The organism is Escherichia sp. KTE114, assembly GCF_000407765.1.
GTDB lineage: Bacteria > Pseudomonadota > Gammaproteobacteria > Enterobacterales > Enterobacteriaceae > Escherichia > Escherichia ruysiae.
The window spans coordinates 4,058,566-4,069,899 of sequence record NZ_KE136626.1; the positions used below are offsets into that span (position 1 = coordinate 4,058,566).

The window sequence follows — 11,334 nt, forward strand, 5'->3', positions numbered from 1 at the left end:
AACAGGTTATGGTAACTCATCGTCAGCGCTACCGTGAAAAAGTCTCCCAGATGGTCAGTTGGGGGCACTGGTTTGCACTGTTCAATATTCTGCTTTCGCTCGTCATTGGCAGCCGTTACCTGTTTATCGCCGACTGGCCGACAACGCTTGCGGGTCGTATTTATTCCTACGTAAGCATTATCGGTCATTTCAGCTTCCTGGTGTTCGCCACCTATTTGCTGATCCTCTTCCCGCTGACCTTTATTGTCGGCTCCCAGAGGCTGATGAGGTTTTTGTCCGTCATTCTGGCAACGGCGGGAATGACGCTATTACTGATCGATAGCGAAGTCTTTACCCGTTTCCATCTCCATCTTAATCCCATCGTCTGGCAGCTGGTTATCAACCCGGACGAAAATGAGATGGCGCGCGACTGGCAGCTGATGTTCATCAGCGTGCCGGTTATTTTATTGCTTGAACTGGTGTTTGCGACGTGGAGCTGGCAAAAGCTGCGCAGCCTGACACGTCGTCGGCGCTTCGCCCGTCCGCTGGCCGCATTCTTATTCATCGCCTTTATCGCCTCGCATGTGGTGTATATCTGGGCCGATGCTAACTTCTATCGCCCAATCACCATGCAGCGCGCCAACCTGCCGCTTTCGTATCCAATGACGGCGCGACGTTTTCTTGAGAAGCATGGTCTGCTTGATGCGCAAGAGTATCAACGTCGTCTTATTGAGCAAGGCAATCCAGATGCCGTTTCCGTACAGTATCCGTTAAGCGAGCTGCGCTACCGCGATATGGGCACCGGGCAAAACGTCTTGCTGATTACTGTCGATGGCCTGAACTACTCACGCTTTGAGAAGCAGATGCCTGCGCTGGCCGGTTTTGCTGAGCAAAATATTTCGTTCACGCGCCATATGAGTTCCGGCAACACGACAGACAACGGCATCTTTGGCCTGTTCTATGGCATATCGCCAAGTTATATGGACGGCATTCTGTCGACCCGTACGCCTGCGGCATTAATTACCGCGCTTAACCAGCAAGGCTATCAACTGGGATTATTCTCATCCGATGGCTTTACCAGCCCGTTGTATCGTCAGGCATTGTTGTCAGACTTCTCAATGCCGAGCGTTCGCACGCAATCCGATGAGCAGACAGCCACACAGTGGATCAACTGGCTGAGCCGCTACGCGCAAGAAGATAATCGCTGGTTCTCATGGGTATCTTTCAATGGCACCAACATTGACGACAGCAACCAGCAAGCATTTACACGGAAATATAGCCGCGCGGCAGGTAATGTCGATGACCAGATTAACCGCGTGCTTGATGCGCTGAAAGCGTCCGGCAAGCTGGACAATACGGTGGTGATTATTACTGCCGGTCGGGGTATTCCGCTGAGCGAAGAGGAAGAAACCTTTGACTGGTCCCACGGTCATCTTCAGGTGCCGTTAGTGATTCACTGGCCAGGCACACCGGCACAGCGAATTAATACCCTGACCGACCATACCGATCTGATGACCACGCTGATGCAACGTCTGCTACACGTCAGCACACCGGCGAGCGAATATTCGCAAGGTCAGGATTTGTTCAACCCTGAGCGCCGTCATTACTGGGTTACAGCTGCGGATAACGATACGCTGGCAATTACCACCCCGAAAATGACGCTGGTATTGAACAATAACGGTAAATACCGCACTTACAACTTACGTGGCGAAAGAGTGAAAGACGAAAAACCACAGTTAAGTTTGTTATTGCAAGTGCTGACAGACGAGAAGCGTTTCATCGCTAACTGATTAATTATAAATCAGTTAGCAAAATATCTTACTTGCAATCGTTGTGGAAAACGGTAGTATAAGCAGCCACGAGTCGGCACGTAGCGCAGCCTGGTAGCGCACCGTCATGGGGTGTCGGGGGTCGGAGGTTCAAATCCTCTCGTGCCGACCAAATCATTATTCTGGATGTATCGGATACATACGGAAACCCCTTAAGAACCCGCATTCTCTCTGAGTTTGCGGGTTTTTTAATGCCTGTAGATATCGGTATTAACCGTTTACAGCCGGAATTTTTGGGACTAAATTTGGGACTAGATAGCGGCTAGTCCTAAAAATCCTAGTCCCAAAACATTACCAAGTCCCAAGCGAGCTAGCCCTATGGCCATCAAAACCGCCCCACTCACCGCCACTCAAATAAAAAATGCCAAAGCTCACGATAAAGAAACCACCCTTACCGATGGTGGCGGATTAATTCTGATCGTAAAACCTTCGGGGGTGAAGACATGGCAGCTTCGTTACTACAAGCCTGATACTGGCAAGCGTACTACATGGACTCTTGGTAATTATCCTGATCTTTCTTTAGCGGATGCCAGAGAACGTAGAGAGAAAGCTAAATCACTTTTAGCCCGAGATATTGATCCACAACACCACCAGCAACAAAAACGTGAAGCAGAGGAACTGCGCCGGGGGAACACATTCAAAAAGGTCGCCGCTGACTGGTACGAGATGAAAAAAAGCCAGAACCTTGCTGCCAATACCATCAAAGACATATGGCGTTCGCTGGAAAAGTACGTATTCCCTGACATTGGAAATACTCCCATTAACGAACTGACGGCCCGTAAGTTCGTCACCGTTCTGGAGCCGATTAAAGCGCGGGGCAATCTTGAAACACTAAAACGCGTTCTACAGCGCATCAATGAAGTGATGGATTTTGCCGCCAATAGTGGACTGATAGAGATCAATACCGCCTCAAATGTCAGAAAGGCCTTCCCTACCCCAGTTAAAAAACATATGCCAACCATCAGGCCGGAGCAGTTACCCGACCTCATGCAGACACTATCCATTGCCAGCATAGAGCGGCAAACGCGATTACTCATTGAATGGCAGCTTTTAACCGTCACGCGACCTGTAGAGGCAGCAGAAACACGATGGGAAGAAATCAACCTGACGGATAAAACCTGGACGATTCCAGCAGGTCGCATGAAGATGCGCCGGGATCACATCATTCCCTTATGTGAGCAGGCATTAGCCGTGCTGGAAGCAATGAAGCCTATTAGCGCCCATCGTGAATATGTGTTCCCCAGCTTTAAAAAACCGACATTACCTATGAGCAGCCAAAGCGCCAATGCTGCGTTAAGGCGTATGGGGTATCAAGGCGTCCTTGTTTCCCACGGGTTACGGGCCATATTCAGCACCGCAGCCAACGAAGAAGGCTTCGATCCTGATGTGATAGAAGCGGCGCTGGCACATGTAGACACCAATGAAGTTCGCAGGGCATATAACCGGAGTAACTATCTTGAAAAGCGTATTGTGTTGATGCGCTGGTGGGGGGAATTTGTGGAAACCGCATCCACGGGAGTGACACTAGCAACAGGAATGAGAGGAATTAGAGCTGTATAAAAACACAAGCTGATTATTCACACAGTCTTGCAATGCAAGCGTTCAGAAAACGATCTATCATGGGCAAAACCGAAGAAAGCCGACGGTAACAGAATAAGCCGCGTCTAGGGTAGCTCCCGAATTCCCGTACACCTCTGCGGGTTGGCGCGGCCTCCATGATAGAGGGCGTGAGGTGGCGTGATGATTGATTTACCTTTCCATATTAAACGACTCAGAATTGTGACATTAGAACAAGCAGCTTTAGTTATGGCAGGCTTATCCGGTGAGTACGATACTCTTGATCCAAATATTGTCAGTGGCTACATTAGCGATGAGAAAGCTTCAACATTCAAAGAAATTATATGTCAAGCTATTAAATTGAAAGAAGTTATCCCACTGAAAGCCTACACATATACTGACCCTTCATGGAATCTCCCAGTTGATGCCTTAAGCTTAGTTAAAAATGACGATATTAATATCGACACACATATAGTTGATGCTAACTTTCTGGCAAAGGACATCTGGCCTTGGGTTGAAAATGAGTTCATAGAATATAATGCCATTATAATTACCCCCCCCCTACGAAGTGGGATTACAGCCGCCATCACGTACAAATCAAGAATCACAAGTGATATCCGAACTTAAGAATAAAATTACCGCACTAGAAAGAGATATTGAGGTTTTAAAAAAATCGTATCCTCTTCACTTGGGTAAGTTTATCGGAGGCGTAGAAAGAGACCCTCTGTATCAGGCTATCAGGATAAGGAATTGTGAATGGGCAGAGTATGACCCTAACAATAATGGCACCAGAGTTAACCAGCAGGCCATAATTACAGAGCTTAAAACCAGTTACGGATTTGTTGAATCCACAGCCAAAGCTATCGAAAAAATCGCTTGCCCAATCGATCGCACCCCATCAAAAGTGGCTTAACATCTACCGAGAGGGTAACCACCCCGGACCCTCACGGTAACCTACCCTCACCCTAAATAGTGTTGCCCTCACCCTATCTCATCATGCCAGTATTCCTACACCGCCGGAATTAATCGGTATTGAATGAGATTAACCAAATGACATCAGAAGAAAGAAAGATCCTTCTCAAAAAAGAAGTAAAAATGATTTTACGCATTAAATCAGATAGCGCATTTCAGGAGATGATTAACGCTGGCGAATTTCCGCGAGGATTTCGCATTGGCCTACGCCGTGTTGGTTGGTTTGAAGACGAAGTTAATAAATGGATAAATGATCGTGTATTTGAATCACGCGGCGAGGTGGCGCAATGAAAAAAGAAAACCGCCCCGAACAGCAGGCGGCTAACACAGATATTCGCCCGTCTGATGTTATCCCCACCACCAGCCGCACACAAGCGAGACGCACACCGAAGAAGCACCGCGCCCGCGTTTATATGCTTTGCACTGGTGCTGGTGGCTGGACTGAAAACGATATTCTGCGCCACTGCCATCTTTCATCAGGCCGCAATTACGCCAGTGAACTGGAGCGCCGCCTTGATATCTGCCTGGCGCGTTCAGAAGAAGCCAATGCCGATGGCATAGGGGCGCATCTTCGCTACCGCTTTGCCTGCCGTGCGGATGTGCTTAAGGTCATTAAACTGGTCAATCAGTGCGCCAGTACTGGTGGCTACGGGAGCCTTTCCCCGGAGACCATCGAAAGCATCCTCATGATGTACCCGGATAACCAGAACGCTGCCTGACAGGAACTGAAATAATGAAATCAATTAATGACCTTCACGGTCAGGGCATCGCTCACCCTGCCACCAGCCAGAAGCGTATTTTAACCGCAGACAAGCGCGATATTTTCGTTATCCTGGCTGGCAACAACCTGTCAAAACCTGACACCGGAAAAAATAAAAACCGCTTGCCTGCCTCCCTGAACAGGATTTACAGTATTCCCGTTGTGGCAAAATCCACAGCCGGGCGTGAGAACCCGTTTAACACAAAGGCGACACAGACGCCGAAAGCGTCTTTTTTTGTGTCGTGCCAGCGCATACCCGCAAAACAGACCGTATCAATGGTGGCGCTGGTGGGGCAGCCTTCGGGCTGGCCGGTTCCCTTTGTGTCCGGTTTTCTCACCCCCGCCAGCGTCACCGCCCCTTATGAGCGTGAGAACTCAGGCGGTGACTCCTTAAACACAAAGGAGGCTGCCTTATGGCTACTACCCTCACCCCGTTCTGCCCGCAATTCGTCTGGCTTATCGCTGCCGTTCGCCGCGACTGCCCGACCATTACCGCAACAATCCATCACATTACCGCCACCAGCGAACGTGAAGCCCGTCGCCAGCTTGCACGGGAAAATGTCTGCTTCTTTGCGGGTCGCCTGCCCGCTACGGGGGCGCATCATGAATAAGCCGATCCCCGCAGGAGTTGAGCTGTTTCATCTGGCGGGTGAGTGCGCCGCGCTGGTGTGCGGGCTGATGGAATACCGCAGCAGCACGGAACACCGGGCGATGTGCAAATACCTTGTCACATCACTGGAGGCACTGACAGCGGCCTACCATGCGGATCCGGTGCTTACCCTGCCGGACAATACCGCATCCGATCTGTCAGAGTACTGGCCTGATGAAAGCCTGACGCTGGAATACTGCCTCACGCTGGCAAAGGCGCTGGTGGCTGATACATTGCCCCGTGACATGATCCAGCCGCTTACCGGGCTGTTACATGACCTGGTGAATATGCTGGCTGACCAGGTGAAATCCACCACGCCACACCGCTGTCAGGGCGTCGTCCTTCTGCCTTTCGTCCGTCGTTATCCTGCCGAAATTGAAGCCACACTCGATCCCTTCGTGCTGGCCCTGTACCGCGAACACCGTGAAATGCTTTGCCGTTTTAAACAGGCGCTTGATGTGGCGGGTGTCGCGTATGTGGAGGCAGACCATGCGTAATCACTCCCTGACCTTCACGGTTACCATTCCGGCGCGACCGGACTTCACCGGGCTTGTCCTGGTTAGCGTGGAAAAAGGCACTGCCACAGGCGGCTATACGCTACAGAAGAATGAGTTTGTCAGTAACCTGGACGGTTTTCTGGAAGCGGCAAAAATAGCCGGATTTACCGTTACACCACCAGCAGCATAAGGCGAAAAAATAATGGCCAAGAAAATAACTGGCATTCCTGCCAGCGGGCAGGCTTTACCCGAAATTCGCCCTGGCGATAAATGGCGCGACAAATCCGGGTGTGCGGTAGTGATTACCGGGAATCAGTTCAACCGCGTGACATATATCCGTGATGGCTACTCTCACCCCTGCGTATATCCGGTGGATCGCTTTCACCGGGAGTTTACCCGCGATGCCGTGGCACTGGCTGCCACCCGCAGGGAGGCGGTGGAATGAAGAACGCACCGAACCTTAAGCATCAACCGAAAGATAAACATGTTGAGGTGGTTATCTTTGCCGGGGCTGATGCCTTCGCTCACGCTAAGACATGGGAAGAGGACTGGGGATTAAAAATTGCCGCAGATAAAACGCCGCCTGTCTGGCTGGGGCCAAAGCAACTGGCAGACCTGGCGAACCTGCGCATTATCGATAACGGGTGTAAGTACGCCCGCCTCTATCATGCCGGAGATATTAAGCCCATTCAGATTAATGCCATTGCTGAAAAGCTGGCGCTGGCGGGCGTACAGGAAGCGAAGTTATACAGGGGGATACCTGACCAGCACCCGGAAGACTGGCGCGACTACCTGAACCGGATACGCGAACAGCACGAACGCGGGGAAGAAAGCCTGGTGGAAGAGGTACTACGGGCAGAGGGCAAACCTGCGCCGGTGGATGAGCTGGCCCCCTGTGTGGAGGCCCGCCCTGACGGTCTGTACTGGGTAACGCCAAAGATTGATAAGCAGACCGGGGAAGTTACCCGCCCCGGTCAGTGGTTGTGTGATCCGCTTGAGGTGGTGGGCATTGGCGCGGATGAGTCCGAGCGGTTTCTTGTTCTGCGCTGGAAGCCCGCAGGCGCGCGTACAGCACACACCGAAGCGATACCCATGCGTGATACTGGCGAGCGTGAAGGCTGGTCGCGGTTACGTGCTGGTGGGCTTTCTGTCACGGCTAAAAATAACTTTCGCGCCATCCTTGCCGATCACCTGTTGCGCAGTGGTACAGGGGAACTCTGGCACATCACCAGCCTGACCGGATGGCAGCACGGCGCATACATCATGCCGGACGGGGAAATCATCGGCGAGGCGGGCCGGAAGGTCCTGTTTTACGGTCACAGCGCGACGGCTTCCGGTTACACCTGTGCAGGAACGGCGCAGAGCTGGCGGGAGAACGTCGCCGCGCTGGTGGCGGGTAATCCTTCCATGATGCTGGGCGTGGCGGCAGCACTTGCCGCGCCACTGGTCGGGCTGGTGGGTGCGGATGGCTTCGGCGTCCATTTCTTCCAGCAGTCCAGCGCCGGGAAAACCACCACGGCAAACATCGCCAGCAGTCTGTACGGTAACCCGGATTTACTGCGCCTCACCTGGTACGGTACTGCGCTGGGTATTGCTAACGAAGCACAGGCGCACAATGACGGCCTGATGCCACTGGATGAGGTTGGTCAGGGCAGTGATGCCCGCGCCGTGGCAACGTCTGCCTATACGCTGTTTAACGGTGTGGGGAAACTACAGGGCGCAAAGGAAGGCGGTAACCGGGAGCTTAAACGCTGGCGAACTGTCGCCATCAGTACCGGAGAAATGGACATAGAAACCTTTCTTGCAGCCGCAGGCATGAAGCCCAAAGCGGGGCAACTGGTGCGCCTGCTTAATGTGCCACTGGAGAAGGCCACGGAATTTCACGGGATGCCGTCCGGTAAAGCTCATGCTGATGCGCTCAGAGCGGCCTGTATGGCGCATCATGGCACCGCAGGGCGTGAGTGGGTGCTCTGGCTGGCAGACCACCAGCAGGCAGCGAGGGAGGCCACAGAAGCCGCAAGGGAACGCTGGCGCGGACTTATCCCGGACAACTACGGCGAGCAGGTCCACCGCGTCGGGGAGCGATTCGCCATCATGGAAGCGGCGCTGGTGCTGTCAGGCCATATCACCGGATGGGATGCGCAGGGGTGCCGGGATGCGATACAGCGCAGCTTTAATGCCTGGGTGAAAGAGTTTGGCACCGGGAACAAAGAACACCAGCAGATTGCAGAACAGGCAGTGGCATTTCTTAACGCCTGGGGCATGAGCAAATTTGCACCCGTGGATTATGATCCGCGAGATTTTCCCATTAGTGAGCTGATGGGCTACCGGGACAAGGGCGAACGGTATGATGACCCGATGTTGTTTTACGTGCTTCCGGCACCGTTTAAAGAACACGTTGCCAGAGGCTTTAACAAGGACGCGGTGGCGCAGGTACTGCATGATGCCGGGATGCTTAAGAAACCCACCAGTGGCAGAGGCTGGCAGGGCAGAACACCGCGTCTGAAACATCAGAATAACGCCCGGCAACGTGCATATATCCTGCTTTTCGCACCTGAACAGGAGGAAGAAGAAGCCGGATAATTCATACGTGCGCGTAAAAGATGTTGTCCCGGTTGTCCCAGAGAAGAGATTTTCTGAGTAACATACTGTTATTTAGAGATATCATCAGGTAATTATGGGACAACACAGCGTGTTTCTGGGACAACATGCGGCAATTTTGGGACAACGTCAGGGAGTTTTGGGACAACATTCACCAGCCAGTATTGTGGGACAACACAGAAACAGGGCATGTTGTCCCACAATGCTGGCATGTTGTCCCACAATTAAAAATCAATTTCAATAAAATCAGTTCGTTACATCTTTTGGGCCAACCGGGACAACAGGGACAACACCCTTTTGTATATATAGAGATAATTTTTCCTGAATTTCAGGTTTGAAAGCCGGAAAGCTCGCCTGGCGGGTATCTGGTAAAATCAGGCATCCGGCAAACAACCAGAACAACAGGAAGGTAAACAATGCGTTTTTTCGATTACATGGAAATCACTAAAATCAGCGAAAAGAAGGGATGTTCAATGGCGCGTGCGGAAAAGCTATTTCGTGCAAAGCAGCGTTCGCGCCCGCTGCCAGACCGTCGGGCGGCATCAAAAAGCGCCGCTTCTTCCCGGGCTGAACCCTGGACTGTATGACGCTCCCGCACTGAAAACGGCATAAGGGGGTATTTGCGAGAACTACCCCATGCAATCAGATGGCAAGTTTTTTTAAAACTACCCCATGCAAACAACGGGCATACAGTTTTTATACAGTAGTCAGGGCTGGTTTATCCGGCCTTGGTTGTTTCTGGAGATAGTCAAAACCAGTCATCCACCAGCAGCCGGACTGCGCAAAAAGGTACGCACCGGATGTTAAGTTTTGTTAAGGTTTTTGCGCACGTTGATATATAGAAATATTAAGGTTTCAGAGGGCTGAATATCAGGTATCAGCGGCTTTGCGCATGGTACGCAGGTACGCAAAACGAAACGAACATAATGCATACTGCGTACCGCCTCAAAGCCTTATCTGATGCGTACTGGCATACCGGATTGGTGGTTTTTTGCGCAGTATGATGCTTAGAAATGCCAGGGTTTTTGCGCACCTGCCAGAAGATTTCTTTAGCCCATCACGTAGCTATATCAGTGCCTTAGCCCCGTTTCATCCGTCCAAAAAATTCGTCCAAAATTCCGTCCAAAAAAATGGACGGACGAAGCCCGGAACACGCATAAAACCTTGCCATTGCTGAAGGTGAGCCGGGGAAATCCTGATGTGTTTGCGCACTTCGATGTATAGAAATGTCAAGGTTACAAACAGGCAAACTAAGGCCATGACGGGGCTTTAGCATGGTGCGCAGGTACGCAAAAACTAAACGGAAAGTATGAGTACTGCGTAGCATATGAAACCAGTCACCATGCGCCTTTGAGGGGCTGGAAAAAAGTTTCCAGCGAGGCTTCCACTTACCAAAAAGTTTCCACTGGAAACCATCGCAAGCCCGACAGTGGCAAGCCCAAGAGGCATTCTAAATATCCCCGTATCGGTATTTCTATCTTGCTCTAAAAACGCTGTGACTTTTCATTTTGGGACTAGGTTTGGGACTAAAAACAAGGCTAGTGAAACTAATATTAATTATAATTCAATAGATTACATCATTAATTCATATCTTCTCGTGCCAAAAATCCCAAGAAAACCAACCTTTACGGTTGGTTTTTTTATATCCATAGCATTGTCTTGCTACCCTCACTTGCAGTTTTACTACATGCCCATACATAAAATGGGGTAACATTCACGCGCCTGGTAGCGTTACCAACGCTACGCTCAAACATAATGATTCTAATAAAACCTCAGGAGACTACTATGCCTGAAGCAACGCCTTTTCAGGTGATGATTGTGGATGATCATCCACTTATGCGACGCGGTGTTCGTCAGTTACTGGAGCTTGATCCTGGTTTTGAAGTGGTCGCCGAAGCAGGCGACGGCGCTAGTGCTATCGATCTGGCTAATCGACTGGATATCGACGTTATCTTGCTGGATCTCAATATGAAAGGTATGAGTGGCCTGGATACCCTCAATGCCTTGCGCAGGGATGGCGTTACCGCGCAAATTATTATCCTGACCGTATCAGATGCCTCCAGCGATATCTTTGCACTGATAGACGCAGGCGCAGACGGCTATCTGCTAAAAGACAGCGACCCGGAAGTATTACTGGAAGCAATTCGCGCCGGAGCAAAAGGCAGCAAAGTCTTTAGCGAACGCGTCAATCAGTACTTACGCGAGCGTGAAATGTTCGGTGCGGAAGAAGATCCCTTCAGCGTGCTGACGGAGCGTGAGCTGGATGTTCTGCACGAACTGGCGCAAGGGCTGTCGAATAAGCAAATTGCCTCGGTGTTGAATATTTCTGAGCAGACGGTAAAAGTGCACATTCGCAATCTGCTGCGTAAACTCAATGTCCGCTCACGCGTGGCGGCCACCATTCTGTTCCTGCAACAACGCGGGACACAATAAAAAAATAGCCCGATGGATTTATCATCGGGCTGAGATTGATGACAAACGCAAAACTGC

12 protein-coding genes and 1 tRNA gene are annotated in these 11,334 nt (G+C 51.1%); all 13 read left to right on the forward strand.

Annotated features, from left to right (window positions below):
- Positions 1 to 8 precede the first annotated feature (8 nt).
- Entirely contained in the window at positions 9 to 1,769 is a 1,761-nt protein-coding gene (yejM, locus tag WC5_RS01980) for an LPS biosynthesis-modulating metalloenzyme YejM (protein WP_000256208.1), read from the forward strand.
- A 74-nt stretch (positions 1,770 to 1,843) separates the two neighbouring features.
- Positions 1,844 to 1,920: transfer RNA gene (locus WC5_RS01975), tRNA-Pro, on the forward strand.
- 206 nt (positions 1,921 to 2,126) lie between these two features.
- A complete protein-coding gene (locus tag WC5_RS01970) occupies positions 2,127 to 3,368 on the forward strand; it encodes an integrase domain-containing protein (RefSeq protein ID WP_000985758.1) in 1,242 nt (413 codons plus the stop codon).
- A gap of 180 nt (positions 3,369 to 3,548) precedes the next feature.
- A complete protein-coding gene (locus tag WC5_RS01965) occupies positions 3,549 to 3,992 on the forward strand; it encodes a hypothetical protein (protein ID WP_016231825.1) in 444 nt (147 codons plus the stop codon).
- Positions 3,976 to 4,278, forward strand: a complete 303-nt coding sequence (locus WC5_RS0122785) for a hypothetical protein (RefSeq protein WP_050569777.1) — start codon at positions 3,976 to 3,978, stop codon at positions 4,276 to 4,278. Before WC5_RS01965 ends, WC5_RS0122785 begins: the two co-directional genes overlap by 17 nt.
- A 137-nt stretch (positions 4,279 to 4,415) precedes the next feature.
- Positions 4,416 to 4,628 (forward strand): helix-turn-helix transcriptional regulator, encoded by a 213-nt coding sequence (locus tag WC5_RS01960; RefSeq protein ID WP_016231826.1) that lies wholly within the window; start codon positions 4,416 to 4,418, stop codon positions 4,626 to 4,628.
- A complete protein-coding gene (locus tag WC5_RS01955) occupies positions 4,625 to 5,056 on the forward strand; it encodes a PM1773 family protein (RefSeq protein WP_000712028.1) in 432 nt (143 codons plus the stop codon). The genes WC5_RS01960 and WC5_RS01955 overlap by 4 nt, the downstream gene beginning before the upstream one ends.
- A gap of 14 nt (positions 5,057 to 5,070) precedes the next feature.
- Entirely contained in the window at positions 5,071 to 6,243 is a 1,173-nt protein-coding gene (locus WC5_RS26225; protein ID WP_016231827.1) for an ash family protein, read from the forward strand.
- Complete coding sequence (locus WC5_RS01950) at positions 6,236 to 6,433, forward strand: hypothetical protein (protein WP_001244069.1); 198 nt, start codon at positions 6,236 to 6,238, stop codon at positions 6,431 to 6,433. Before WC5_RS26225 ends, WC5_RS01950 begins: the two co-directional genes overlap by 8 nt.
- Before the next feature lie 12 nt (positions 6,434 to 6,445).
- The gene (locus tag WC5_RS01945) at positions 6,446 to 6,688 is read left to right on the forward strand and encodes a DUF4222 domain-containing protein (RefSeq protein WP_001074708.1); all 243 of its coding nucleotides are present in this window, start codon (positions 6,446 to 6,448) and stop codon (positions 6,686 to 6,688) included.
- Positions 6,685 to 8,826, forward strand: a complete 2,142-nt coding sequence (locus WC5_RS01940) for a DUF927 domain-containing protein (protein WP_000786261.1) — start codon at positions 6,685 to 6,687, stop codon at positions 8,824 to 8,826. Before WC5_RS01945 ends, WC5_RS01940 begins: the two co-directional genes overlap by 4 nt.
- A gap of 434 nt (positions 8,827 to 9,260) precedes the next feature.
- Complete coding sequence (locus tag WC5_RS25595) at positions 9,261 to 9,431, forward strand: hypothetical protein (protein WP_016231828.1); 171 nt, start codon at positions 9,261 to 9,263, stop codon at positions 9,429 to 9,431.
- A gap of 1,198 nt (positions 9,432 to 10,629) precedes the next feature.
- Positions 10,630 to 11,277 carry a nitrate/nitrite response regulator protein NarP gene (gene narP / locus WC5_RS01935; RefSeq protein ID WP_010350424.1) on the forward strand — a complete coding sequence of 216 codons (648 nt, stop codon included), beginning with the start codon at positions 10,630 to 10,632 and terminating at the stop codon, positions 11,275 to 11,277.
- The last annotated feature ends 57 nt before the right edge of the window (positions 11,278 to 11,334 follow it).

Bases quoted from the DNA above. Each gene is read 5' to 3' on its own strand.
- yejM (WP_000256208.1), top strand. From the start codon at position 9: ATGGTAACTCATCGTCAGCGCTACCGTGAAAAAGTCTCCCAGATGGTC.
- WC5_RS01970 (WP_000985758.1), top strand. From the start codon at position 2,127: ATGGCCATCAAAACCGCCCCACTCACCGCCACTCAAATAAAAAATGCC.
- WC5_RS01965 (WP_016231825.1), top strand. From the start codon at position 3,549: ATGATTGATTTACCTTTCCATATTAAACGACTCAGAATTGTGACATTA.
- WC5_RS01960 (WP_016231826.1), top strand. From the start codon at position 4,416: ATGACATCAGAAGAAAGAAAGATCCTTCTCAAAAAAGAAGTAAAAATG.
- WC5_RS01955 (WP_000712028.1), top strand. From the start codon at position 4,625: ATGAAAAAAGAAAACCGCCCCGAACAGCAGGCGGCTAACACAGATATT.
- WC5_RS26225 (WP_016231827.1), top strand. From the start codon at position 5,071: ATGAAATCAATTAATGACCTTCACGGTCAGGGCATCGCTCACCCTGCC.
- WC5_RS01950 (WP_001244069.1), top strand. From the start codon at position 6,236: ATGCGTAATCACTCCCTGACCTTCACGGTTACCATTCCGGCGCGACCG.
- WC5_RS01945 (WP_001074708.1), top strand. From the start codon at position 6,446: ATGGCCAAGAAAATAACTGGCATTCCTGCCAGCGGGCAGGCTTTACCC.
- WC5_RS01940 (WP_000786261.1), top strand. From the start codon at position 6,685: ATGAAGAACGCACCGAACCTTAAGCATCAACCGAAAGATAAACATGTT.
- WC5_RS25595 (WP_016231828.1), top strand. From the start codon at position 9,261: ATGCGTTTTTTCGATTACATGGAAATCACTAAAATCAGCGAAAAGAAG.
- narP (WP_010350424.1), top strand. From the start codon at position 10,630: ATGCCTGAAGCAACGCCTTTTCAGGTGATGATTGTGGATGATCATCCA.